This window comes from Gemmatimonadota bacterium, from assembly GCA_021295815.1.
Classification (GTDB): domain Bacteria; phylum Gemmatimonadota; class Gemmatimonadetes; order Longimicrobiales; family Gaopeijiaceae; genus JAGWBQ01.
The window spans coordinates 69,918-96,377 of sequence record JAGWBQ010000011.1; the positions used below are offsets into that span (position 1 = coordinate 69,918).

General features: G+C 66.5%; 15 protein-coding genes and 1 riboswitch. Of the genes, 9 read left to right on the top strand and 6 right to left on the bottom strand.

Annotated elements, in window-relative coordinates; translation table 11 throughout:
* Positions 1–69 precede the first annotated feature (69 nt).
* The gene (locus tag J4G12_06200; protein ID MCE2455400.1) at positions 70–2,730 is read left to right on the top strand and encodes a hypothetical protein; all 2,661 of its coding nucleotides are present in this window, start codon (positions 70–72) and stop codon (positions 2,728–2,730) included.
* A gap of 547 nt (positions 2,731–3,277) precedes the next feature.
* A complete protein-coding gene (locus tag J4G12_06205; protein MCE2455401.1) occupies positions 3,278–3,685 on the top strand; it encodes a hypothetical protein in 408 nt (135 codons plus the stop codon).
* Positions 3,686–3,758: 73 nt separating this feature from the next.
* Here J4G12_06205 and J4G12_06210 read toward each other — a convergent pair whose 3' ends face one another.
* The 3 genes from J4G12_06210 to J4G12_06220 form a co-directional block, all read right to left on the bottom strand.
* Positions 3,759–8,216: a DEAD/DEAH box helicase family protein gene (locus tag J4G12_06210; GenBank protein ID MCE2455402.1), complete on the bottom strand. Its 4,458-nt coding sequence runs from the start codon at positions 8,214–8,216 to the stop codon at positions 3,759–3,761.
* A gap of 79 nt (positions 8,217–8,295) precedes the next feature.
* Entirely contained in the window at positions 8,296–11,244 is a 2,949-nt protein-coding gene (locus J4G12_06215) for a hypothetical protein (protein ID MCE2455403.1), read from the bottom strand.
* Positions 11,245–11,350: 106 nt separating this feature from the next.
* Positions 11,351–12,121 (bottom strand): 3'-5' exonuclease, encoded by a 771-nt coding sequence (locus J4G12_06220; GenBank protein ID MCE2455404.1) that lies wholly within the window; start codon positions 12,119–12,121, stop codon positions 11,351–11,353.
* Between the two features lie 121 nt (positions 12,122–12,242).
* Between J4G12_06220 and J4G12_06225 the strand changes: the two genes are divergently transcribed.
* Positions 12,243–13,283, top strand: a complete 1,041-nt coding sequence (locus J4G12_06225) for an NAD(P)H-quinone oxidoreductase (GenBank protein MCE2455405.1) — start codon at positions 12,243–12,245, stop codon at positions 13,281–13,283.
* A 3-nt stretch (positions 13,284–13,286) separates the two neighbouring features.
* On the opposite strand, the gene J4G12_06230 is transcribed toward J4G12_06225, so the two are convergent.
* Positions 13,287–16,076, bottom strand: a complete 2,790-nt coding sequence (locus tag J4G12_06230; GenBank protein ID MCE2455406.1) for a 2-oxoglutarate dehydrogenase E1 component — start codon at positions 16,074–16,076, stop codon at positions 13,287–13,289.
* 103 nt (positions 16,077–16,179) lie between these two features.
* On the opposite strand from J4G12_06230, the gene J4G12_06235 reads away from it, so the two are divergent.
* Complete coding sequence (locus tag J4G12_06235) at positions 16,180–16,368, top strand: hypothetical protein (GenBank protein MCE2455407.1); 189 nt, start codon at positions 16,180–16,182, stop codon at positions 16,366–16,368.
* A gap of 32 nt (positions 16,369–16,400) precedes the next feature.
* Here the strand turns inward: J4G12_06235 and J4G12_06240 are convergent, their stop codons facing one another.
* Together J4G12_06240 and J4G12_06245 are read right to left on the bottom strand one after the other, a co-directional pair.
* Complete coding sequence (locus J4G12_06240; protein ID MCE2455408.1) at positions 16,401–17,246, bottom strand: host specificity protein; 846 nt, start codon at positions 17,244–17,246, stop codon at positions 16,401–16,403.
* Positions 17,247–17,405: 159 nt separating this feature from the next.
* Positions 17,406–18,755: a hypothetical protein gene (locus J4G12_06245; protein MCE2455409.1), complete on the bottom strand. Its 1,350-nt coding sequence runs from the start codon at positions 18,753–18,755 to the stop codon at positions 17,406–17,408.
* Positions 18,756–19,062: 307 nt separating this feature from the next.
* On the opposite strand from J4G12_06245, the gene J4G12_06250 reads away from it, so the two are divergent.
* The 5 genes from J4G12_06250 (at position 19,063) to J4G12_06270 (ending at position 26,348) form a co-directional block, all read left to right on the top strand.
* The gene (locus J4G12_06250) at positions 19,063–19,902 is read left to right on the top strand and encodes a 2,3,4,5-tetrahydropyridine-2,6-dicarboxylate N-succinyltransferase (GenBank protein MCE2455410.1); all 840 of its coding nucleotides are present in this window, start codon (positions 19,063–19,065) and stop codon (positions 19,900–19,902) included.
* Between the two features lie 75 nt (positions 19,903–19,977).
* A riboswitch (SAM riboswitch) is annotated at positions 19,978–20,107 on the top strand.
* A 75-nt stretch (positions 20,108–20,182) separates the two neighbouring features.
* Positions 20,183–21,274: an alpha/beta fold hydrolase gene (locus J4G12_06255; GenBank protein MCE2455411.1), complete on the top strand. Its 1,092-nt coding sequence runs from the start codon at positions 20,183–20,185 to the stop codon at positions 21,272–21,274.
* A gap of 32 nt (positions 21,275–21,306) precedes the next feature.
* A complete protein-coding gene (locus tag J4G12_06260) occupies positions 21,307–22,497 on the top strand; it encodes a PLP-dependent transferase (GenBank protein ID MCE2455412.1) in 1,191 nt (396 codons plus the stop codon).
* Complete coding sequence (locus tag J4G12_06265; protein ID MCE2455413.1) at positions 22,494–25,052, top strand: aspartate kinase; 2,559 nt, start codon at positions 22,494–22,496, stop codon at positions 25,050–25,052. Before J4G12_06260 ends, J4G12_06265 begins: the two co-directional genes overlap by 4 nt.
* A gap of 42 nt (positions 25,053–25,094) precedes the next feature.
* The gene (locus tag J4G12_06270; protein ID MCE2455414.1) at positions 25,095–26,348 is read left to right on the top strand and encodes an aminotransferase class V-fold PLP-dependent enzyme; all 1,254 of its coding nucleotides are present in this window, start codon (positions 25,095–25,097) and stop codon (positions 26,346–26,348) included.
* Positions 26,349–26,460: the final 112 nt, after the last annotated feature.

Consider the following 26,460-nt stretch of genomic DNA (forward strand, 5'->3'; position numbering starts at 1 on the left):
GGACGGAGGCAATCCCTTCCACCGGTTCAGCCCGGCGAACGCCCGCTCAAGGCGTTTGTCTCAAGCGTGATGCGACCTGAGTTCGAAGAAGTTCGCAACGAGACGGTCAGAGTGCTGGACGGGATTCCGCAGATCGAGCGGTGGGCGTTCGAGTACGCACCTGGCAGCTCGGAGCCGGTCGATAAGGGATACCTCCGACATGTGCGGGACGCGGATTTCGTTGTTTGGCTGGTCACCGCCCCGACTACTGAACCAGTAACCGCCGAGGTGAAGGAGGCTATCGCAGCCGGTCGGAGACTGTGGATCGTGATTGTTGACCCCAGAGACCAGTGGTCGGATGCCACCAAGTCGCTGGTTGATCACGCGAGTCGCCATGCCAAATGGATCGAGCCTAGCCGTTGCGGGGGGCTGCGACAAGCCCTCTTGATGACGTGGGGTGACGACACCATTCGTGCCCATCGCGGCATTCCTGGCATGGGGCGAGTGGCCAGGCTGGAGTCAATGGGTAGAGCATCGCGAGCCCGTTGCCTTTCGCGATGGCAAGCCGCAGGAGTGCCAAGGGATGTTGCGTTTCAGATGGTGCAGGAGACACGCGTCGGTAGCGCACCGCCAGAACTCCTTCCCACGCGCCGTCATCCCATTTCCCTCCTCACTGGAGATTTCGGGATCGGCAAGTCCCTTGCGGCGGAAAGAGCGCTGCAAGCTGCCATCGCCGCATCACAAGAAGGGCAAGCCACGGCCATTCCGGTATTTGTCCAGGCTGACATGCTCGAGGGGCCCCTTGAACCTGCGGTTCGCCAGCACGCGAGCGAACTTGGTGACCCTCGGATTGAAGGCGTATTCCTGGTCGTCGACGGGCTCGAACAAGCGGGGGTGGGCGACGCCCTGAGGATCCTTGACGAGACCCGTGCTCTCGTCGAGACATGGCCGGGTTCCTGCGCGCTGGTTACCAGTCGAGCGTTACCCGTCCCAATACCTATTGAGGAAGAACGACCGCTGCCGCCACTATCCAGTCGAGCGGCGGACGATCTCGTTACGCGTGTTTCTGGACGCGGCGGCACTCCAGCACTTTCCACCGGCTGGCCCCAACCCGTCCAGGAAGCGATTGTTCGTCCTTTGTTCGCCATTCTTCTGGGCGGTTACTTGCGCGAACAGAACCCGGTGCTGCCTCGCTCCCTGGGAGACCTAATCAGCCTACTCGTAGCCAGATCTCTGCTGGCTGCGGGTCTTCACGACCGCCAGGCTCAGCCGATCCTCCGGCGGCTAGCGGTCGCCACTACACAGCGAGGTGGGGGCCGAATTCAAACCAACGAGGTTGGCGATCCTGACGCATTGCAGGATCTCGCAAGCGCCGGTCTTGTGGTGATGGATGATGGCCTGGTGGAGTTTGCTCTCCCGATTCTTCAGCAGTGGTTTTCGGCGCATGCCCTGGGAGAAGGACTCGTTTCGCTGTCTGAGATTGCTCGCTCTGGAGCGATGCTAGATCGGTGGCGGTATGCGCTCGTAATCGCGGCTGGCCTCTTCGATCACGACACTGCTACCGATCTCCTAGCTCCACTCGCCCGTGAGCATCCCGGTTTCGTTTCTCAGATCGTCGGCGAAGGATTGACCAAATGGGGCCTCGACGATGCCGTCCCTGCGGCCTCTGGCACCGATGCTGCAGAGCGCATTCGTCAAGCGATGGATGCTCTTGTGAGCGGTCTCGGCCCTTTAGCCAAGTTGATAGCGCCTCTCCAGCGTTCGGGCGAGCTGCGTCCCGTTGCGGCGCGGAACTCAGGTGTTCGCCTGGCAGTTGGGTGGTACTGCGGCCGTTCCGGTCGTCCAGCCGTTAGCGAACTTCCTCAAGACTTCTCGATTTCTCCGCCACCGGAGTTGACGATGTACCGGCAGGCCAATCCGGGACGTCACTCGGCTTGGGCGTGGCCCTGGGCCTTGGAGAGCCTCACCGGAGAACTGTCCCAGTTGCTGAAGAGCCGCCGATTGCGCTCAACAGCGGTCGCGTCGCGACACGAGGAGGCATGGTATGGTGCCCTGGCTCTCCTCAACCGCGGTCACTTCGACGCTGGACCGATCAAGCTTGAGGATTTGAAGCGACGGCTGTCGCGGCTGAGACGCTCAGGCGAGCTGTTGATCCGTCGCAACTCCTACGACCTTGCGATGATCTGGTCTGTTGTAGATGAGGCCACAGCGGCCCACTCTTCTCAGTTGCCGCTTCCCCACCCGGGACCGGACCAGCGACAAGGGCAGTGGATCTGGTCGGCTTACTCCGACGCTCAGTTGCTCCAGCGCACCAGGAGCGTGTTCCGCGCCGCGTTGGAGATCTATGAGTCCATCGTCGCGGAATGGTTCTCTTCATTTCGCGACCGCCTCTCCACGTCTGTTCTTCTTCCGGCAGTAGTCGAGGGCTACCTCTTACCGCCACAATCGTCCAAGAAGGGACTGGTTGGAGGTCCCGCGATCGGGTGGCGTTTTCGAGCTCTTCCGGTGGGGCAAGCTAGTCGAGTTGATATTTGCCTGGTGGCGGAGCCCTGGCGTTTCGATTGGTCAGAGTCGAGAGCTGAGCTTACACGCCTTCGCAAGTTGCGTCCCGACGCTGCTGAGTGGTTGCACTATTCTGTTGTGGACGAGGTCCTGGACGTGTTTGGGGAAGCGCCTGCTCGGAAACTCGCTTACCGTTGGCTATCGGATGATCTCGTCCGGATTGGGTGGCTGGAGCGTGGAACCTATTGACCACGTCATGCAGTTCGTGGAACAGGAAATGAAGAAGGACCCCGGCGTGAAGAACGCGACCTTGTTCGCGGGCGCCTGCGAGGGGAGCTTAGGCCGCAACAGTTTCACGCCAGGTATCGGTTGCCGGTGACGCGACGGATGGCGGAGCAGCGGCGGCCCGCACGGTCGCGCAAAGCGGTCCCGGAGCCTGACCCCGCGCCCGCGGCATCCGGCGACGGCGCGGCCGTCATGGAGTTCGTGGAGCGGACGCTCTAAGCAGACCCCAACGTCTCGAACGCGGACCTGTTCGCGGGTGCCCGCGAGATCGATCCCTCCGTTGCGGAGCTCTCCGCCCGGCAGTTCCACGCGAAGTACCCCCTCCAAGTGAAGGCGCGGCTCGCAAGGGCCGCCCCCGATGTCGAACGGACACCCACGCTACGGCCGCGAACCACATAGAATCCGCCCTTCGGATCGGCTTCGGAGAGCATCTCCCCGCGCTGGTCAAGAAGCCCGCCGTGTGCGAAGTTTCCTTCGCGCAGATCGTGCGGTCCATCGCGAGAGGAATCGAATGATGGCACGCACGAAACGAAGTCGGCGCAGCTACAGCGCCGGCGAATGGGACCGCAACCGGGTGAGGGTGTTCGCCGACCCCAAGACCGGCCGATACCAGATCGAGTGGCGCGAGAACGGGCGCAGGCTCACGAGGTCGCTGGGGCACCGCGACTGGTCGCGGGCCAAGAGGCAAACGGACGAGGTTGCCGCTGGCTTCGCGGTCCATGAGCCCAACGGCAATGCCGAGCCTGAGCCGCTTACCCTGGAACGGCTTTTTGACATCTACCGGGGGGAGGTGACGCCCGCCAAGCATAAACGGTCGCGGATGCATGACAGGGCCGCGACGCAGATGTTCCTCGGGTTCTTAGCCCCTATTGACGAGGAAGACGCCGTTCCGCTCGTTGTCGCGGCCCCAAGAGTCTAACCGCAATACAGCGGACACGCCGTTCCCGCAACCTCCGGTCGGTCCTTCCACCTCGTCAGGTCTGGATCCGCAACTACGGAGCCCTCCGGTTCGTGATCGTGGGCTCGACCGCGAGCCGCCGTCGCCAATCGGCGATCTCGTCCTCGCCCACGTCGAGAGCCACCGCGGCCGCCGCGTCGATGACCCGCCGGGCTCGGCATTCCTCCGCCCGCCTCATCGGCAGGAGCTCGACGTCGCGGACCTGCTCCCAGGCGTCCGCGAGGGCGTCCCAAGCGGGGCTGCCGGGCTTGGGGATTCGGACCTCTCGGAGGTGCTGGAGTTGCCATGTGGGGTAGGTGAGCGTCTGGGCGCGGCGGTTCAGCAGTAGGAGACGTGCGGGCGTCGCGTTCCACCAGAGAGCGAGCGCCTGTGTAGTGCGGTCGTCATCTGCGGTCACGGGTACCCACCAGCCGAACGCGGGAGTGTGCGTCCAGAGGCCATTCAGTCGGCCGCTCACGGTGTTCATACGCATGGTGACCAGGAGGCGGCTTTGCCGCTCAGCGTATCTCTTGGCCAAGTGTTCCTTACCGGCGCGAGGCCGATACCAGACATCGGGTTCCCCGAGCATTGTACGCCGGACCTTGCTGCTCACTGAATGGAAGCCCGGGAGTGCTCCAGCGGCATCCGGCTCACACCGAACGTACGCGTCTTGGATGCGTCGCCCGGCGGGACCGACGGCGTGGCGCAGGCCCACCGGCTCAAGCAACGGCGACGTTTCGATTTCCCGGATCTTGGCCGCCAGTCCACCATCGTACCACTGAACCGGCGTCCAGTCCCCGGCCTGGACGCGATCCGCCGGCCAGCGGCAGACGTTGCCCCAATCTCCGACCGTGCCAGCGGTGATGGCGTCGGCAACCTCGATGGCTTCCTCGGCACTGGACGGCATCTTGCGCAACGACACGAACTCGGTGGGCGGGCGGTCCTCCTTCGGAACCCTGCGGCAGATGAGCAGGCTCTCGTGGATGCTCGTGTTCTCCGAGAAGGCGATCCGCCTGGGGTCGTGCGTGGTCACGATCCGTTCGATGTGGAAGCGCTCGGCCAGGAAGCGCCGCTCTTTCAGCCCCGAGGCTCCGGTGCAGGCCGTCACCGGCAGCACCTTCGCCAGGAACGCACGGTCGTCGCGGAGCATCCTCTCGGCGAGAGGCGTAAAGAACGTGCGGACGCTGTTGGTGGTTATGACCGCCGCCGCCTCGGGATCGCGCCCGTGCAGGCGGTCCCGAACCTCTATCTCGTGCGTCTGCATCGCCTTGAGAACCGCCGGGCCGAACTTGCGCCCGCGCTTCATGTTGTCGGTGAAAGGCGGGTTCATGATGATCCCGTCGACCTCGCGCAACGGGAAGCGGATCTCCTCGCTTTCGTTCACTTGGTCCGCATCGAGGCTTTCCAGGGATCTTTGCGGTGCTCTGAACGCGACCGTGCTGAGGGCGTCCCCTCGGTCGGCGGCGGTCAGGATCTCCACCGATCCGGCCTTGACCGAGCCGTCGGGCTGCGGTCCGTGCGGCATGGTCACCAGGTTCATGCGCTCGTAGTCCACCGTGGGTGCACCGAGCGTCATGTTGCAGGCGGCGAGCTGGATGCCGTGCCGGTTGATGTCCAGGCCGCAGAGCACGTCTTCGACGAGAAGCTTGTGGAGGGCGTCCCGTTCCTCCTCCCTCGTTTCGATCTCCGTTCGAGCGGCCACCCGCGCCTTGATCGTCTGAAGAGCCGCCATAAGGAGCGTTCCCGTCCCGCACGCGGGATCGATCACCCGCAGGGCCGCGACGGCTTTCGAGTCCGACCAGTCGATCAGGTCTTCAGAAAACGCCAGACGCGCCAGAATGATGGCCGATAGGTTGTTGGTGTAGTACGCTCCGTCGCTCTTCGCCGACCCGAGGATGCGATGGTAGAGCGGTCCGGCGTGATCGTAGCCCAGTTCGCTCAGTGAATCGGCGACCCGGTTCGCGCACTCGGCGAGCTCGCGTATCGCGTTTCCCGTCGCCTTGTCGTGAGGCAGGGCGCGGAGAACCTCAAGGGCGGGCTGGAAGACGGGCGCGTAGTCCTTTTCCAGAATGGCTTCCCAGGCAAGGGCGAGGACCTCGGCCGGGGCGCTCGAACCGGCGACCTTGTCGAGCCGGAGGATCGTCTTCAGCTGGGGTTCGTCGCGGAGCCTCCGGTGGAGGAGGCAGGCGTTCGCGAGCATCAGCGCCGCGATGGTGCAGACGCCCTTGGCGCCGCCGTCTTCCTGCGGGACTAGGTCGAGCGCCTTCGCAAGTCCTTCTTCGAGCTCCTTCCCTTGGAACACCGCGCTCGCTCGCTTGACCGCGTCCGCGATCTCGTCGGCGACGAGCTGACCGGGCCTGCCCAGCCCCGACGCCGCGGCGACGTGCGCGTAGATGCCCTGTTCGGCCTCGTCAAGCTCGAGCCTGCGCTGGAGGTCCTCCCGGTCACGGTCGCGAATCACGTCCGGTTCACCGTTCACGGGCAGGGGTGGTCCGGTCGGCGGCTCGTAGACCTTGACGAACCTAGCCGGCGTCTCGGCTAGGCGGCTGTCGTGGGCCTGGAGCGCTCGCAGCACGCGACCGACCGTCCTGTAGCCCTCGGTGCCCCGCTCGAGCGCGGCAGCCACGTCGCGCCCGGGTTCGACGACGACCGGGACGATTATGTAGCCGAAACGTTTGCCCGGCGCCTTGCGCATGACGCGCCCGACGGCCTGCACCACGTCGACCTGGCTGTCACGCGGGTCGAGAAACGCGACGGCGTCGAGCGAGGGCACGTCCACGCCCTCGGTGAAGAGCTTGACGTTGCAGACCATCCGAGCCTCGCCTTCACGCTCCGCGTCAGCGAGCGAACGCAGTTCCCGGTTGCGCTGGAGAGCGCTCGACGAAGCGTCGAGGTGGCGGGCCACGACCTTCATTGCCCGCCCGCCGCTCATCCGACGGGTGGTGGACGCCAGCACCTGGCTCTCCATGAGAGCCTTGGCGTACCACTTCGAGCGAGCGATGCTGTTCGCGAACCCCAGCGCTCTCGGCAGCCGCCCCGGCCGTTCGAGAGCCGAGCCCTCGGTGACGCCGTTGACGGCGAGCGACACACCGAGCACCCGGGTCATGTCGTTGTCGGTCGGGACGTTCTTCCGGCTCGTGTAGCTGTGGAGGGCGTCCAGTCGCTTTCGGAGGCTCGGCGTCACGCTCGCTCGGCTCACCCCGAGGACTATGACGCGGTAGTCCGACAGAACCCGGTGCTGGACGGCCTTGGCGAACGGCAGCAGATGCAGGAGAGGACCGTAGACCTTCTGATCGCCCATGTCGACGACCTCGATGCCCTTCTTGTTCAGGCTCCGCTTGGAGCGCGCCGTGTAGATGCGCGGCGTGGCGGTCATGTAGAGCCGCTTCCTCGCACGCAATCGCTCGTCGTCGTGGAACTCCTGGAAATCGATCTTGCGATAGCCCTCCCGTTCGAGGAGCGCACCCGTGGTGCGATGAGCCTCGTCGGCGATGGCGAGATCGAACGCCGGGGCCTCATGGTCCGCCTGCGCCTCGGTCACCCTGCGTAGCGAGTGGTAGGTGGAGAAGACGACGCTCGTGGGCTCGCTGCAATGTGCGGAGTCGGCGCCGCGACCGGGGTCGTCTCGACTCGAACCGTCGCTCCCCGAGACGTTCGCACCGAGGGCTCCGGCTATCTCCGCCGGATCGGTCGTGACTGGGCACTCGAGCTCCGAGATCCCGATGTCCTCGTTTTCGTTGCGTCCCCCCGCCGTCGGGTCCGAACACACCACCACGCACTTCAGCCTGCGCGTCGTCTGCCTGAGCCACTCGCGCCTGGCTTGCGAGACCAGCGCGATGGTCGGCGCCGTGAAAAGGATGCGTCCGCCGTCCGGGGCCACCTGCTCGGCGATGCGGAGCGAGGTGAAGGTCTTGCCCGTGCCGCATGCCATGACCAAGCGACCGCGGTCGTGGTTGTTCAGACCCTCGACAACGTCCTCGACGGCGTCCGCCTGAAGCGGCCACGGTTGCTGGACGGGACGCTCGGCATCGGTCTCCGTCACCTCGACGCCGAGATACTTCTGGAAATCGAACTGTGTGACTTGGGGACGGGCTTTCTTGATCGCACGTTCGGCGATCGGTCCCCAGCGACAGGTCGCCACGATCCAGCGCAGCTCGAAGATCGCCTGCTGCGATCCCCCGAGAAACTTGTCGATGTGACCCTTGCCCAGCACGCTTCGTTCGTCGTAGCACTTGCACTGGATCGCCACCAGCTCTCCCGTCGTCCTCCGCGCGACGAGGTCGATCCCGATGTCGCGACCGTCCAGGCCGGTCAGCTCCTCCCGCTCCGGCCAGTCGGCCCAGCGCCAGATCTCCTCGATCTCGAACTCGGGCTCCTGCAGCGCGACCCTCATGAAGAGCTGCTCGAACCAACGACCCTTCTCGGACTCGTCGCGGCTCTCCTCCCGAATGCGCCTGAGGATCTCGCCGGCGGTCGGCTTGCCGCCGAAGTCGAGATTCCGTTGTTCTGTCATCGGGTACGGCCTCGCGAATTGGGTTGGAATGCGTGCATCGATCGAGCCAAGATGCGGAAGCCCGGAAGCAACCGCCTCCCTACCCGCTCTGCCGCACCTCGATCAGCGCGGCCCGCACCAGTTTCATGGCGTCGCGGTGGGTCTCGGTCGGGGGAAACAGGCTGCCGGACCTGACCGCCGAGCCGTTCAGGGAACCGTAGGCGCGGGACAGCGAGCCAAGCGCCGCCCGCAACCGGCCCTCCGGCGTTGTGACGTCGCCAGCCGCGCCGAAACCGAATCCGCCTGCCGGGGCTCCGCCGCGTGCGCGCAGAACCTCCCGCGCCTCTCCTTGCAGAGCGAGGGCGTCGAGCATGAAGCGCTCGCGGGAATCGTACATCGCCTGAGTTATCATCGGCATGTCCGGATCTCCCAGAACGGTGAGCGGCGTGGATGCGTTCACACCGTCCGCCGAGACTGTAAGCACGTAGTCGCCCGGCGATACCCACGGACCGCGCGCAGCTATCGAGCGCGGGAGCTGGGGGTCTTCGTGCGGCTCCCAGCGAGAGACGCTCATGCCGTGGCGGAGATCCCAGTTGACCCGGTGCGTGCCCCCCTCCGAAGGAACGAGCATCTCGCGCACGACCTCGCCGCTGGCGCGACGGCTCACGGTAAGACGCGCCTCGGAAGTCGAGTTCGCGAGTCGGTAGGTGACCGGTACGCCGTCGACCGGATTCTCGCCGGCGAACTCGGCCTGCGCCCGATAAGATGTGTCCTTGCGGTAGAGACGGATCGTCCCCGGTCCTGCGGAAAAGACAGCTACAGCAACCGCGTCGGCGTCCGCCCACTCGGCGAGCGGACGCGTGTCGTCGAGTATGAGGATGCTCCGTCCATGGGTCCCCAGCACGAGATCTTTGTCGCGCGGGTGTATGACCATGTCGTCGTAGTGGGTCGTGGGCAGGTTCGGCATCCTGGCCCAGTTGGCTCCGGCGTCGGTGCTCACGAAGACCGCATGTTCGGTGCCCGCGAAGAGGAGGTCCGGGTTGTCGGGGTGCTCCACGACGACGTTCACCACGCCGGTCCGCGGAAGCGTGGCGTGGAGCGGTTCCCAGGTCGCGCCGTAGTCGGTGGTGCGGAGGAGATAGGGAGCGAAGTCGCCGTCGCGGTGGGCGTCGAAGGCGGCGTGGGCCGTGCCTCGACCCGCCGAAGAGGCTGCGATGCGGCTCACGTAGGTGCCGTCCGCGATGCCGGAGACGTTCCCCGACACCTCCGTCCAGCTCCCGCCGCCGTCCCGGCTCACCTGGAGATTGCCGTCGTCGAAGCCGACCCAGAGCACCGCCGGGTCGAGCGGCGATTCGTCGAGGGTGACCGCCTCGCCGAAGCTGCCGGTGCCGTCGTTCCTGGAGAGCGAGATCTCGGAACCGACCACGCCCATGATCTCGATCGTGTCGCGGTCCACCCGGCGGGAGAGGTCCTCGGTCATGGACCACGACGATCCCCGGTCCCTCGATGTAAAGAACCTGTTGCCCGCCACGTAGACCGTGCTCGGATCGTGAGCCGACACCATGAGCGGCGAGGTCCAGTCGAAACGGTGGCGCTCGCCCAACGGATCCGGAGGGGTGATGTCGAGCATGTCGCCGGTCTCGGTGTCGTAGCGGAAGTAGTTGCCGCCATTGGACGAGCCGTAGGCGAAGCGGGCGTCGCTCGGATCGACCTGCCAGTACATGCCGTCGCCGAAGCCGTTCTGCATCCAGTCGTCGTTGACGATCCCGATCCAGCGTCTGGTCCGGGACGGTCCCATGAACGAGTGGTTGTCCTGGAGACCTCCGTAAACCCAGTAGGGATCGCGCATGTCGACTCCGATGGCGTAGAACTGAGCGATGGGGAAGTTGTTCATCTTGCGGAAGGTCGCGCCGCCGTCGTAGCTCTCGTGCATGCCGGCGTCACCCGCCAGATATAGGTGCTCGGGATCGTTCGGGTCGATCCAGAGAGAGTGATGGTCGGCGTGGACGCCCACGTCGTAGGTCGGCGCCACCGCTATCTGCCTGAAGCTCCTGCCTCCGTCGTCGCTCACGTAGGAGCGCGTGGCCAGGGTGAAGACGCGGTCCTCGTCGTTGGGATCGATGAAGACGTGGGAATAGTACATGGGCCGGATGTTGAGCTCGTTGACACGTTCCCAGGTCATGCCGCCGTTCTCGGTTCGGTAGGTGCCTTGGATTTCGTTCGCGGCGTGCTCGACGAGCGCGTTCAGCACCAGCGGGTTCGACTGCGAAATCGCGATCCCTATACGTCCGAGGTCGCCGGTGGGGAGTCCGCCGGTGAGCCGTGTCCATGAGTCGCCCCCGTCCGTGGTCTTGTAGATCCCGCCGCCGGGACCGCCGCCGTTGAAGCCCCAGGGCTTGCGCATGCGCTGGTAGGCCGCGGCGTAGAGCTCGTCGGGATCATCCGGGTTGATGACCAGATCGACCGCTCCCGTCCAGGCGTCGATCGCGAGAACGTGGTCCCAGCTCTCGCCGCCGTCGGTCGTCCTGTAGACCCCTCGCTCTTCGGACTCCTTCCAGAGATTGCCGAGAGCCGCGACGTACGCGATGTCGGGGTCGGTCGGATGCACCCGCACCCTGCCGATGTGCCGGGTCTCGACCAGGCCCAGATGACGCCAGCTCTCGCCGCCGTCGTCGGAACGGTAGACGCCGTTGCCGTAGGACGAACTCTGGCGATTCTGCTGCTCGCCGGTACCCGCGTAGATGATGGCTGGGTCGGAGGGCGCCAACGCGACGTCGCCGAAAGTGCTCACCGCCATGGTGTCGAAGACGTTAGTCCACGAAATGCCCCGATTAGTGGATTTCCACAACCCTCCCGACGCGGTGGCCACGAAGATGGTCGATGGATCGTGAGGATAGGCTTCCACGTCGTGGATCCGACCGCCAGTCACCGCAGGTCCGATCTGACGGGGCCTGAAGGACCGCATGTCATCTGTGGTGACGGCGGATTGCGCGGCGGACGAACTCGGGGCGAGTGCGAAGGCGGCCAGAAGAAGGACGCTGGATCTCATGTGCGTGGTCGGGTGGAAGGACTCGTCGGTGCAAGAGTCTACCTTCCGGCCTCCCGATTGGCAATTGCGGCCCGCCCGAACCATTCGGGAGCCGCCGGCTTCCGGCCTAGTTCCCGAGCGCCCCCGCCACCAGGTCGCGGACTTCCTGCGCCATGTCTTCGGCCTCGAACGCCATCCAGCGCAGGTAATCGGGGTCCGCCTCGGCGACTTCGGTCAGGCTGACGCCGCGATGCTTTCCGCGCTTGAAGGTCTTCTCCCCTTCATCTCCCGAGAACCAGCGGTCCACCTCTGTGAGTATCCTCACGTGTTCGTCGCAGAAGCTGTTGATGCCGTCGATGCTCCTGGGAAGATCTCCGTAGTGCTCGACCTGTGCGAAGAAGACTTCCGCGGCGGCCCGGGTGTCGGCCAGGGCCGAGTGTTGGTTCTCCATCTCCCGGTTCAGAAACTTCAACGTCGCGGCGGCGAGGTTGCGCGGCTCCATGGCGTGGAAGATCACGCTCGGATCGACCACGCGGATCTCGGTCAGGTCGAGTTCGATGCCGCACCGGGCGAACTCGGCCGCGAGCATGGGCACGTCGAAGCGACGCGCATTGTATCCGCCCAGGTCGGCGCCGGCGAAATAGTCGTGGTAGAGGCTCCTGGCGACGCGACGAAACGTCACCTCGTTCTCGACATCCTCGTCGCCGATGCCGTGGACGGCGGTCGCTTGCGCGGGGATGGGCATCTCCGGGTTGAGGCGCCGGACCCTCTCGATGACCTCGCCCTCCGGCGTGTACTTGACCAGCGCCAGCTCCACGATCCGGTCGCGTCGGGTGTGCAGCCCCGTGGTTTCGAGGTCGAAGAAGACGAGGGGTCGGTCGATTTCGAATGGTAGCATGTTTCAAAGCTAGCGGCCCGTGACGAAGCTCGCACGAGCAGCGAGCGCAGCGTCCGGCGCGGATGCAGCGTCGCACTGCCGTGGGAGGCTTTGTCTGCGGGCTGCCGGTTACGTTTGGGGTATGAGAGCTATGGTGGTGACCCGGCCCGGCGGCCCGGAGGTGCTGGAGGAGCAGGAACGCCCGACACCGGAGCCGACCACCGGAGAAGCCCTCGTCCGGGTGGCGGCCGTCGGCGTCAACCGGGCGGACATCCTCCAGCGGCTGGGCAGGTACCCTGTGCCGCCCGGCTACCCGGACGACATCCTCGGCCTCGAGTTCGCCGGCACCGTCGAGGCCCTCGGCCCGGACGTCCTTCCCGCCGCTTCCGCTCCTTCCCCTCCCGGTTTCGCCGATTCGAAAGCCCGCTCCGGATCCGGTCCGGGCGTCGGCGACCGCGTCATGGGAATCACCGGAGGCGGTTCCTACGCCGAGTACGTCTCCGCCCCGATCTCGACTCTGCTCCCGGCACCGAACGGCATGAGCCTGACGGACGCCGGAGCGATCCCGGAGGTGTTCGCCACCGCCTTCGACGCCGTCTACCTGCAGGCGCGGCTGAAACCCGGCGAGACGCTGCTGGTCCACGCGGCGGGCAGCGGCGTCGGCACTGCGGCGATCCAGCTAGCCAAGGCGTCCGGGAACCAGACCGTCGGCACCTCGCGCTCCGGGTGGAAGCTCGAGCGGGCGAAGCGGCTGGGGCTGGACCACCCGGTGATAGCGGACGAAGAGTGGGCCGACCGAGCGCTCGACCTCACCGGCGGGCGCGGTGTCGACGTGATACTCGATCTGGTGGGCGCACCCTACCTGTCCGGCAATCAGAGAGCTCTCGCGAAGCGCGGCCGCCACATCGTGGTGGGAGTGCCCGGAGGAGCAGTCGGTCAAGTCGACCTCCGCCGCCTCATGACCATGCGGGCGTCGATCTCCGGCACCGTCCTCAGAGCCCGGCCGCTTTCGGAGAAGGAAGAGCTGACGGCGGCCATGGCCCGCGATCTCCTTCCTGGCTTCGCATCCGGGGCGTTGCGTCCCGTCGTCGACCGGACGTTTCCGGCGACCGAGGCCGGAGCCGCCCACACCTATATGGCCGCCAACCGCAACTTCGGAAAGATCGTCCTGATCTGGAGCTGACGTTCAAATCCCGAGGGCGGCCTCGACGATCTGGCTCTGGTTGCCGGCGTGGGTCTTGACCTTGCCTTCGGAGGGAGAAGCGCGTTCGGGCCTGCTCGCGAACCCCAGCGACACCCCGTTCGGCAGCAGCCGGCTCAAGCGCGGGCCGATGAAGCCGAGGGCTCCCATGTTCGCGGGTTCCTCCTGGGCCCACACCACCTCCGTGAGTCTGGCATACTTGGCAAGGAGCTCCTTCAGCGCCGTCTCGGGCCAAGGGTAGAGGAGTTCCTGACGCACGATCGCGACATGGCCCAACTCGCCGCGCGCCTTGTGGGCCTGAAGATCGTAGTAGAATTTGCCCGAGCAGAGAATCAGCTTGGTGACCTTGCCGGGATCGTTCACCGTCGGGTCGTCGAGAACGTGGCGGAAAGTCCCGCCGCACAGCTCCTCCACAGCCGAGGTGGCGGCGGGAAGCCGCAGGAGGCTCTTGGGCGAGAAGGCGATCATCGGACGTTCGGGGCGGCGTTTGGCCTGACGGCGGAGAAGATGGAAGTAGTTCGCCGGAGTCGAGGGAAGCGCGACCCGCATGTTGCCCTCCGCGCACAACTGGAGGAAACGCTCGATCCTCGCCGAGGAGTGCTCCGGCCCCTGTCCTTCGTAGCCGTGAGGCAGGAGCAGCATCAGGCGCGAGTACTGGCCCCACTTCGTCAGGCCCGCGCTCAAAAACTGGTCGATCATGACCTGGGCTACGTTCACGAAGTCACCGAACTGGGCCTCCCAGATCACCACGTCCTTGTCGACCGCCACGGAATATCCGTACTCGAAGCCGATGACCGCGGTCTCGGTGAGCGGTGAGTTGTAGGCCTCCAGCCGTGTGTCGGCGACCCCCTGAAGCGGAAGGCAGGTATCTCCGGTCTCGTAGTCGTGGAGGACGAGATGGCGATGGCTGAATGTGCCGCGCTGCGCGTCCTGGCCGGTGAGCCGCACCGGAATGCCGTCTCGGAGCAGGGAACCGAACGCCAGAGCTTCGGCGTGTCCCCAGTCGATCCGGGTCTCGGTGGAGAAGTCGCGGGTGCGTTTCCGGAGCTGCCTCCAGAGCTTCGGGTGCGGAGTGAAGCCCTCCGGCGTGCTGAGCGCGCTCTCGTTGATGGTCTCGAGCGAATCGAAAGCGACCCCGGTGTCGTCCGGCTCCACCGGATCGCGCGCCTCGTCGTCGGGACGATCGTCCTCCACGGGACGGAACTCCTGCACATGCCGCTGCGCGTGGCGGAGCTCGTCGGTGATCTCCTCTTCGATCGCGCTCACGCCGGCGTCGTCGGTCACGCCCTCGTCGACGAGCTTCCTGGCGTAGATCGCCCGCGCCGTCGGATGCTCGGCTATCCGGGCGGTCTTGAGCGGCTGGGTGTAGGCCGGCTCGTCTCCTTCGTTATGCCCGTGCCTGCGGTAGCCGATCAGGTCGATGACGAAGTCTTCTCCGAAGCGCGCGCGATACATCATGGCGATGCGCATGGCGTCCATGCACGCCTCGGCGTCGTCGGCGTTCACGTGGACGACCGGAATGCCGTACCCCTTCGCCAGGTCGGAGGAGTAGTCGGTCGAGCGGGCGTCGACGGGATCGGTGGTGAAGCCGATCTGGTTGTTGACGATGACGTGAACGGTTCCGCCCACGTCGAAGCCGTCCAGGCGAGCCATGTTCAGCGATTCGGCCACCACCCCCTCGGCGGCGAAGGCGGCATCACCGTGGATGAGGAGGGGAATGACCGTCCGCCTCTCCCGCTCGTCGCTCGCGTCGTCTCCGCTCCACTGGAGAGCGCGCGCCATGCCGTTTACCACGGGGTTCACGAACTCGAGGTGGCTGGGATTGGGCGCGAGCCGAACCCGGATGCTCCCGGCACCCTCGAAGCTGCGGTCGCCCACGGCGCCGTGATGGTACTTCACGTCCCCCGAACCTGCGATGTCGAGCTGTCCGCCCTTGAGCGACGGGCCTTCGAACTCCGCCAGCAGCTCGCCGTAGGAGACGCCCACGGTATGCGTGAGGACGTTGAGTCGGCCGCGGTGTGCCATCCCAACGACCACCTCCCTGCCTCCGGCCCGCGCGGCTTCGGCGAGCGCGAGATCGAGCATGGGAACCAGAGCGTCCGTGCCTTCCAGGGAGAAGCGTTTCTGACCGAGGTAGGTGCGGTGCAGGAAGTTCTCCAGCCCTTCGGCCCGCGAGAGCCCCCTCAGCAAGCTTATCTTCTCATCCGCGTTCAGCTCGGGACGGTGTGCGCCCGAGTCCACTTTCGCCCAGAGCCAGCCCACCTTCTCCGGATCGTCCAGATGACCGAACTCGTAGCCGATAGTGCTGGCGTAGATGCTTCGCAGTTGCTGCATCGCGTCCCCGTCCCTCTCGTCCTCCCCCACGTCGTCCAGAAGGAGAGAGGCGAGCAGCGAAGTGCCGAAGAGAGCCGGGCTGAGGCGTTCGTGCGCGGGCGGATCGCTCCTGAGCGGGTCGAGGTCGGCGAGCCGGTAGCCGTGATCGCGAAAGGCCTGGAGGAGAGCGGCCGCCCTCGAGATCTCGGGAAGGATGCCGTCAATGCCGTCGATGGCCGGTGTATCGGGGATGGCCGCAGAGGCGGCGGGAGCGACGACCGCGGATCGCGCCCTGCTCGACCAGTCGGCCGGGACGAGGAGCCCCTCTGCGGCGAGACGACCGTCGGCGCTCTCGAATAGAGTCCGCCACTCGGGAGGCACTCGCTCCGGGTTGACGGCGTACTCGTCCAACATCAACTGGGCGTAGGCGAGGTTGGATTTGTCGAATAGCGGCTCTGTCATGGTCCAGCACCGTTGTTGCGGGTATTCGGGTCCGACGGCGCGTGACGCACTTCTCACGGGCGCTTGGCCCCGTCAAAGTTAACCTCTCGAAGGAGCGCGGACGATGGGCGTTGCGTCGGGACTCTGCTCGGTGTGCGACAACTCGCGCCGGGTGGTCACCAAGAGAGGCGGAGTCTTCCGCCTCTGCAAGTTGTCGAAGACCGACCCGAACTTCCCGCGCTATCCCGTGCTTCCCGTGCTCGAGTGCAAGGGGTTCGAGAGAGCGTCGGAATCCGGGCGGTCGTCGGAATAGACCGACCTCGTTCCGCTGTTCCGGCGAGTCTCCTACCTTCCCGCGGCCGCCCTGCCCAGCGTCACGGCCTCGGTGTCGCTTACGATGAAGACGCGGAAGCCCTGTTCTATGCGGGCCGCGATGTCGTCGGCACCTGCGGTGATGCCGCAAGCCACTCCGTGGGCCATGCACGATGCCAGCACGGCCTGGATGGCTTCCTCCACGGCCTCCATGTCGCCCTCGTAGGCGCGACGCAGATCGCCCGGGCCCGCGAAGACGACGCTGGCACCCGCGGTCTGCACGATCTCGTCGAGATTCTCGATGCCTGCGCGGTCCTCGACGATAAGGAAATTGACCAAGGAGCCGGACTCGTCGTCGGGCCAGACGCCCTTGCCCATCGCGGATACCGCCGCCCGCGCGTCTTCCCCGGACTCGACATGCGGGAAGACGATGCCTGAAACGCCGGCGGCGCGCGCCTGAGCGACGCGGTCCGCAGCGGCGTCGGCGCCGTCACGGACCGGAGGGATGCGCAGAATCAGCGGATGGGGCTCCATCTCTCCCGCTCCGTCGACGATGCCCGCCAGGTACTCCGTCATGGTCGGGATATCGAAAGGACCCGACTCCAGCGAGTAGAACACGAAGTCGAGCTCGCGATTTCCGCCCATGATCGCTCCCTGCTCGCGAGTCGAGGGACCGGGAAAGGCTCCGAAGACCGCTTCGTCCGCAGCCAGGAGGGCGGGCAGACGGCTCGTCACAGTCGGCAGGTTCTCCGTGACCGGCTCGAGATCGGCCTCGATGTCGGTGTCGTCGGGAGGTCCGCAGGCCGGCAGCCACAGGAGGGTGGCCAGGCCGAGAAGCGAGGGTCGGGATCCGAGAGCGGACGGGAGAACCTTGGTCATGGCGGTAGAAAGGTGGATCGGTGGGCGGCGAGGATGCCGCAGCGCGGCGATGTGTCGAGCCGCGTGGCGTCGACTCGACGGCCTTCCGAAGTGTAGCCCCCTTCAGGCTCCGGGAACAGTGCGGCTGTCTTCGTGTCCGGATCGGTCGAACGCGTAGTTCTAGCGAACGGCTTCAGGTAGCCGCTTCACGACGATCGTGGGGACTTCGAATTCGTCCGTCTCGACGAAAGCGACGAGACCGCCGGGTCCGAATGCGCCGGGCATGGACGTCTCCTCCAGTGGGAACGTCCCCACGTACTCGCCTCCCGGCGCCAGAACATCGATCCATCCCTCGGCAGCTTCGTCCCCCTCCCGGTTCCGGTCGGCCAACCCTCCGAAGGAGTCGATTTGCGCCAGGGGGTCGCTTTCCCAGCGTTCCACCCAGATCGCCCCCTCCCAGGTCGTGCGAAGATCCCGGACAAGGGGCACTTCGGGCATGAACCTCGCATTCTCCACCATGTCGCGCATGCCGGCCACCATTTGTTCCATCATGGCCGCCATCTGCTCACGGATCGCCTCCGGAACGTCGTTGCCCAACCCCGAGGTGGTGGTCTGCTCCTCGAAGGAAGACTCAAAGCCTTCCAGCGCCCGTGCCCGGGCGCGTTCCTCGAGTTGTTCGGTAACGGGCCGGGGATGCAGGGGCCGGCCGACGACGCGCGACGGGGCACTCGCCGTCCGGATCTTGACCTCGTACGCGGAGGAGTCCGAATACACCACCCCGCCGCCGGGGACGACATCGAACACCATGCGGGGCGAGAAGTAGATGTACGCGTCGCCGAGTATATCGAACATTTCCGAAGGATCATCGGCCTCCATCGTGACCTGCCGCTCGGGACGTGGTTCCCAGCCCTCCGCGAACGGAACTGCGGCCGCCTCTTCCCCTTCGTCGAGCGACACCCGGTAAACCGTCCGGTCTCCGGAGCTGACGGACGCTTCCCCTTGGCTGAAGCTCGCCGTAACACCTCGCGTCAGGAACAACGTTACTCCCTCCCTCCCGTGGCGTACCCTCTCGGCGGAAGCCGTCTGGGCAGCATCCGAATCCGCAAAGCGGATCGCGCGCTCGAACGACCCGTCGGCGCCGAACAGGAGGTATGCGCGGTGTCCATCGTCGACAATCACGGCGCCACCCTCGGGACGGGCCACCATGTGCCCGACCCGCCGAAAGTCACCCGGGCCATCGCCCATGCTCCCGAACTCCGCCGTCAGGGCACCGGCCCCGTCGACGGCGACAATCCGCGTGGCGGACCCGGTCTCGTCACGAACGTAGAGCTGGCCGTGCGCATCGAAGCCCAGGTCCGCGATTTCGGTAAACGCATCCCACCCCTCCGCCTCGATCCCGCCGATCCGGTACACCTCCTCGAAGTCGGCCGTGAGCGGACGGTCCTCGCTCGGTCGTGAAGCGGACGACTCCCCGGTGTCGCCGCCACAGGCGGCCAGCAGGGTAGTGAACACGGCGCAACGGATTCTCATGGCTCAGCCTTCGGAGTCGGGTGCATCCCAGGGATTGTTGGACGTTCGCCGGACCGGTCCGGGTGCTCGGGAGCCGCACCTTAGGTGCCTGGAGCGCGACGCCGGCCCTCGGCATGGCGTGCGACCGCGCACGTCGGGCGTGGATTCTGTCGCCATCGACCCGACGGCCCCCCGAAATGTAGCCACCGCCAAGCTCCGGGAAAAGTGCGGTTATCTTCGTGTCCGGCCTTGGCCGAATGGCCGCACCGTTTTCACATCCTTCCACTCGCCACACCTCTTCCCGTCTGGTGACGCGGACCACCTCCCTATGGTCATGAAGCCGACCGATATCCGCAGCGAGATCGAATCCGCCTTTGGCGACGGCGGCGATCCTTCCCGCCACCGCGAGCTTTTTTCCGCCTTTCTCGCCCTTCTCAACTGCGGCGAGGTCCGTGCGGCGGAGCCTGATCCGAAGGCTTCGCACGGCTGGCGTGTGAACCGATGGGTCAAGCGCGGCATTTTGCTCGGTTTCCGGCTCGGCAAGGTCGAGGAGACCGCGATCGACGGGCTCTTCCGTTTTTCCGACAACGACACCTACCCGCCCAAGCGAGCGCCGCTCACCGGTGGAGTCAGGGTTGTGCCCGGCGGATCCGCCATCCGCGAGGGCGCGTTCATCGGGGAACGGGTCACTTGCATGCCGCCGATGTACGTCAACGTCGGGGCCTGGGTTGGGAACGACACCATGATCGACTCGCACGCCCTCGTCGGCAGTTGCGCCCAGATCGGCGAGCGGTGTCACGTCAGCGCGGCGGCCCAGATCGGAGGCGTGCTGGAACCTGTGGGCGCGTTGCCGGTGATCGTCGAGGACGATGTTCTGATCGGCGGCAACTGCGGCGTCTATGAAGGAACCGTCATCAAGCGCCGGGCGGTGATCGGCGCCGGGGTCGTCCTCACTCGGTCGACGCCCGTGTACGACGTGGCAAGGGGCGAGGTGCTCCGATCCGATCCCCTGGTGATTCCGGAGGGCGCGGTCGTGGTGCCAGGCTCACGTCCGATAAGCAAGGGGATCGGACGGGAATGGGGGCTCCACCTTCAGACTCCGGTGATCGTAAAGTACCGGGACGAAGGCACGGACTCGAGTACGAGGTTGGAGGAGCTGTTGCGGTAGAGGCGCTTTCCCGTCACTTAATCGCTGAAATCGCCGCCCCTTGACACCACGGAAAATCCTCTACAGGTTTCCCGCACATCATCGAGACCGGCTGAGGGACAGGCCCTTGGAAGCCGGGGCAACCGGGATGTTCGCTCCCTGAGACGACATCCAGCGGTGCCAAGTCCTGCGCGGAGCGGAACCGAGGCTTCGCGGGAGATGAGAAGCGGGCGTGTAGCCTTCTCGGGGGGTACACGCTAGCTCATCCGGGAGTTGGGCCGCTGGCCACCCTGGAGGAAAAATGAGCTACTCCACCGCCGCGCGACGCAGCTTCGCTCCGCCGCTCCCGTCCAGCACGACCGGCACCGCGTCCATGCCCTTCGGCTGGGCGCCCAGGCTTCAGCCCGAGATGCGCGAGCCTTGGGAAGTCGCCTGGGAGTCCACGGGTCCGGAGCACGCGCCCGCGCTCTTCGTGCTCGGCGGCATCTCCGCAGATCGGCACGTGACCGCCACCGAGTTCGATCCTCGTCCAGGTTGGTGGAGCCGTCAGGTCGGAGCCGGGCTTACCGTCGATCCCGAGCGTTGGCGCATCGTCTCCATGGACTTTCTCGGCACGGAAGGGCCGGCGGGAGATTCGCCGCACCGGCTTCACCTTCTGCCTCAGGACCAAGCCGATGCCGTCTTCGCCGTTCTCGACCATCTCGGCGTCGAACGAGTTCACGCTGCGGTGGGAAGCTCATACGGCGGTTCGGTCGCGCTCGCGGCCGCCATCGCCCGCCCCGAGCGATTCGAACGGCTGATCATGCTCGCCGCCGCGCACCGCCCCCATCCGCATGCGACCGCCCTGCGACTCATCCAGCGGCGCATCGTCGAGACGGCCGTCGCCAACGGCTCGCCGGCCGAAGGGCTCGCGCTCTCCCGAGCCCTCGCTTTCACCACCTACCGTACCGCCGTCGAGTTCGACGACCGCTTCGACCATCGGGCCGCCTGGGCCGACACGGCGAGCGTTTCCGGCACCCCGGAGTCGCCGGCGTTCGAGGTTTCCGGCTACCTGGACAACCGCGGAGCAGTCTTCGCCCGGTCCGTCGATCCGAACTCGTTCCTCTCGTTGTCGGAATCGATCGACCTTTGCGACCTCGACCCCAGCGAGCTGCACGTTCCCGCCTACCTGATCTCGTTCAACAAGGACACGCTGGTGCCGCCCTGGCTCGTCAACGAGCTGGAGGCGCGGGTGCCGGGACGTTGCTGCCACTTCAGGCTGAATGCGAAGTGCGGCCACGACGGATTCCTGATGGGCGCCAGTGACCTCTCGGCGGCTCTGGCTGTATCACTAACCACGTGGCCCGAGAAGAAGCGCGCGCCGCGCATCTCCGGCCGAAGGAGGCAGTGTTGACCGTGACCGAGCATACCATCCAGACCGGGACCGTGCGCACCGGCATCGCCGACGACGCCCGCGGCGCGGTCATTCCGCCGCTCTACCTGACCACCAACTTCCGCTTCGAGGAAATCGGGAAGGAGCCGGAGTTCGACTACACGCGGTCGAACAACCCGACCCGTCGCACCCTCACCGACCTGATCGCCGGGCTCGAAGGCGGAACCTCGGCGACCGCCACCTCTTCCGGGATGTCGGCGGTGACACTCGTCCTACAGCTGCTGAAGCCCGGCGATCTGGTGGTCATGGCGCACGACTGCTACGGCGGCACCCTGCGTCTCCTCACAGCGCTTGCCTCCAAGGGTCACTTCGATCTCGTCTGCGGCGATCTCACCCGGGCGGACTCGCTGGCGTCGCTGCTCGAGCGAGAGCCCCGGCTCATCTGGGCGGAGACGCCCTCCAACCCGCTCCTGCGGCTGACCGATCTGAAAGCGCTGGTGGCGGGAGCGCGTGAGATCGATGCGATCACCGTCGTCGACAACACGCTCCTCTCGCCGGCGCGTCAAAGGCCGCTCGACTTCGGCATCGACATCGCTCTGCACTCGACGACGAAGTTCATCAACGGACACAGCGACGTGATCGGCGGCGCGGTGGCGACGCGCTCGGCGGAGCTCGGCGAAGAGCTCGACTGGTGGGCGAACGCTCTCGGCATCACGCAGAGCCCTTTCGACTGCTATTTGGCCCTTAGGGGGGCCCGGACCCTCTTCGCCCGCATGAACCAGCACGAGGATAACGGACGCGCCATCGCCGGCGCCCTGCGCGGACATCCGGCGGTGACGGCCGTCCACTACCCCGGTCTCCCGGACGATCCCGGGCACGAACTCGCCCTCGAGCAGCAGTCGGGGTTCGGATCCATGGTCTCGTTCGAGCTCGCCGGCGGACGCGAGGCGCTGGACGATTTCACGGGCGGCCTGCGCCACTTCACGCTGGCGGAGTCGCTGGGCGGCGTCGAGAGCCTCATCAGCCATCCCGCGACCATGAGCCACGGTGCGGTCGAAGCTCGGGAACGCTCGGCTGCGGGCATCGAGGACGGTCTGCTCCGCATCTCGGCGGGGATCGAGGCGACCGAGGACCTGACCCGGGACATCGAGAGGGCGCTCGCTTTGGTCACCCCAGGGGTGACCGGCCCGCCGGCGGGAGCGAACTCCGATCAAGGCCGCAGCCTGACGGCTGCTGCGACATGAGCGCCGCACCGCGGGCTCCGGCCCGGCCGCTCGTGATGAAGTTCGGCGGCACATCTGTAGCCGACGCGGAACGCATCTCCGCAGCGGCGCGGATCGTGGCCGAGCGTGTGGCCGCGGAGAGCGAACTCGCTTCGGTGGTGGTCGTGGTCAGCGCCCTCTCCGGGGTGACCGACGCGCTCGAGCGCGTCCTGGCCGAAGCGGTAGACGGCGACGACTGGATCGCCGGGCTGGACGAGCTCGCGCGCAGGCACCGTTTTGTCGCCGACAGCCTAGCTCCGGGAGAGGAAGCACGAGGACTCGAGGCGAGCTCGAAGATGGTGTTCGCCGAGCTCAGGAGCGTGCTTCATGGAGTCCAGCTACTCGGCGAAGCGACCGCTCGCACCCGCGACGCGGTGATCGGATCGGGCGAGCAGCTCTCCGCGCCGATCTTCGCTGCGGCCTGTCGGACGCTCGGGGTGGCCGCCGAATACGCCGACGCCCGCGAGTTCATCGTCACCGATCACCGTTTCGGCCGAGCTGGTCTGAAGCGGACCGTTACGCATGAACGCACCCGCCGCTTCTTGGGCGACCGCGCCGGGGTGACGGTGATACCGGGCTTCGTGGCGGCCACGGAAGACGGTCATCCGACCACCCTCGGGCGCGGCGGCTCCGACTTCAGCGCAGCCATCGTCGGCGCGGCGCTCGGCGCTCCCGAAATCGAGATCTGGAGCGACGTGGACGGCGTCATGAGCGCCGATCCGGCGCGGGTGTCCGAGGCCAGATCGCTCGACGAAGTGGGATACGACGAGATCATCGAGCTCGCCCACTTCGGAGCCCGCGTGGTCTTCGAGCCCACTATCCACGAGGCCAGGGAAGCGGGCGCGGTAGTCGTCATCCGCAACACGAGCAACCCCGCGTTCCCCGGCACCCGGCTTCTGGAGGAGGCCACGACGCACTCGTCGGAAATCCCGGTATGCGGCATCACCTCCCTTTCCAACGTCGCCCTAATCCGCGTAGGCGGTCGGGCGATACGAGGCGAGGGACGAGCCAGGGAACGGCTGCTCAGGGCGATCGAGATCGCCGGTTCGCCGTCTCCGCTCCTCGTCCAGATAGGTAGCGGGCAGGGAGTGTCGCTGGCCGTGCAGTGTACCGAATGCTCCGAGTTCACCGACGCCATCGAGACCGAATTCGAGCTCGAGATCGCCGCCGGGCGCGTGGAACCGCCCGTGCTCCACGAAGGACTCGCCCTGCTGGCCGTGGTGGGAACGGCTCTCGAGTCCCGGCCCGGCGTGAGCGGACGGATATTCGCGGCGCTGGGCGCGGAGGGGATCAACGTCCATGCCATCGCGCAGGGCACGTCCGGTCGCAGCGTGGCCTTTTTCGTAGACTCCGCTGCGGAAGCCAGGAGCCTGCAGGTGGTCCACTCGGCGCTCTTCCAGGCGAAGGCCGCCTCCCGCCCGGGACCCGTGGTTCGCAAGCACCAGACCGAGCCGGCACGCGTCTACCTGGCAGGCGTGGGTACCGTGGGCGGCGAGCTGCTGAGACAGATCGCTCGGCTGCCGGTCGCGGAAGGCCGGACGCCATCGGGAAGACCGGCGCTGGAAGTGGCCGGGATCGCGAGTTCGACCCGCGTGTTGCTCGCCCCCGAGCCCGGCGACAGTGTCGATGCCCGTTTGTTCTCCGCCGGATCCCGACTAGCCGAGACGGAAGCCGCGGCCTCCGACGGCGCGGAGGCGCTGGTACGTGCCGCTCTGGCCGACCCGTCGTCCACCAGGATATTCGTGGACTGCACGCCGAACGTCGATGTCGCCTGGCGCTACCGAACCCTGCTCGACTGCGGCGTCGCGGTCGTGTCGGCCAACAAGTCCGGCTTCTCCTCCAACGGGGAGCTCTGGGCCGACATCAGATCCGCCCTCGACGCGAAGCAGCCGCTCTATTTCGAGACCACCGTAGGCGCGGGTCTACCGGTCCTCAGAACCGTCTCAGAACTCGTGGCTACGGGAGACCGCGTGCGTCGGATCGAGGGCGTGCTCTCGGGTACGTTGAGCTACCTGCTCGGAGCGCTGCACCGCGGCGGACGCGCCAGCGAGGTGCTCCGTCGTGCACACGAACAGGGACTGACCGAACCTGACCCGCGCCTCGATCTCAGCGGTCGGGACGTGGCTCGCAAGGCAGTGATTCTGGGCAGGATAGCGGGCTTCGACCCCGATCCCCACTTCGAACCCGACGCCCTCTTCGGCTCCATCTCGGCCGACGCCGGTGACTCTTTCTGGGAGCGTCTGGCCCTTGTCGACGAAACCGTCGCGGAGCAGGCGCGAACCGCCGAGGCCGAAGGGCGACGGCTGAGCTACATCGCCGGAATCACGCCCGACGATCTCTCCGTCGGCCTGGAGGAGATCCCGACCGACCATCCCTGCGCCCTGGGCGAACCGGGCACCAACGCGGTCTCGGTCTGGAGCGACCGCTACGACGACGCACCGCTCACCATTCAGGGCTTCGGAGCCGGCCCCGGAGTCACCGCCCAAGGAGTCCTTGCCGACATCCTGCGCGCCGTCGCCTTGTCCAATGGCCGCTAGTGTCTAGTGTGAAGGGACGAATTCCGCATTGCCCGGCAGTCGGTGGACGACCCTCGCACGGGGTCCCAACTGCCGGACGTACTCACCGACGATCCCGAGGCGACCGTGACCGCGACAGACCGCATCGACCCCGCGAGGCTGGCCCAACTCCGTCGGGAATTTCCGATCTTGCGGCGGGCCGCCTACCTCAACTCCTGCTCTCTCGGCGCACTGTCGGACCGGGCTAAGGCTCGGCTCGACGGCTTCCTCGACGACTGGCACGAACTCGGCGCCTCGGCGTGGCACCGGCGCTGGCTCGCCCGCGTGGAGGAGCTGCGCGGGCGGGTCGCCGCCTTCTGGGGGTCGAACGCGGACGAGGTCGCGTTGCTTCCGACCGCCTCGACCGCCATCTCCGCGGTCGCGCACGCCGCTAAGAGACTGCGCGCTCCCGCCCCGGGCGCCGGATGCGGACAGGAGCGCAACCGGGTCGTATGCACCGATCTCGATTTTCCCACCCTGGCCTACCAGTGGGCGGTTCAGGACGACGTGGAGCTCGTCGTTCTGGAGAGCGAGGACGGAATCGGCATCGATCCTCAGCAGTTCGCCGACGCCGTGGACGACCGCACCTTCCTTCTGGCCACGAGCCACGTCTTCTTCACCACCGGCTTCGCCCAGGACCTGCCGACTCTGAGCGAGATCGCGCACGACGCCGGGGCGCTCTGCCTGATCGACGGCTACCAGGGCGCAGGGCAGCTCCCGCTCTCGGTCGGGGACACCGGTGTCGACGCCTACGTGGCCGGGCCTTTAAAGTGGCTGTGCGGAGGTGCCGGGCTCGCCTATCTCTACGTTCGCGAGGAGCTGATCGCTTCCCTTGAACCGGTCCTCACCTCCTGGTTCGCCACCGAGAATCAGTTCTCGTTCGACATCGGCCGCTTCCGGCTTCGCCAAGACGCCCGCCGCTTCGAGCTCGGAACCCCGGCCCTGCCGACGGTTCACACCGCATTGGGCGGCCAGAGTCTGATCGACGACGTGGGGATCGAGCGGATCGCGGGACGAAACGCAACTCTCTCGCGGCGGTTCGTGGAGGGCGCGCGCACCTCCGGACTCGACGTGCGCTACCCGGATCCCGAACACCGAAGCGCCATACTCACCGTGCGTCACCCGGACCCGGCGGGCGCGGTGAAGCGGCTGGCCGAGCGGGACATAGTGGTCGACCACCGACCGGGGCTGGTGCGGGTCAGCCCGCACTTCTACAACACCGAAACCGAGATCGACCTCTGCGTGGAGGCGCTGAGCGAGTTCAAGGGCTGCGGGTGAGTCCGCGGTAACCCAGGCAGCCGCGGCGTTGCTCGCATCCTCCACTTGCTGCCGACCTTGCAGGGACCGGGGTTCAAGTCTATCCTTCGGTGCCCCTTCCCTCACGACGATC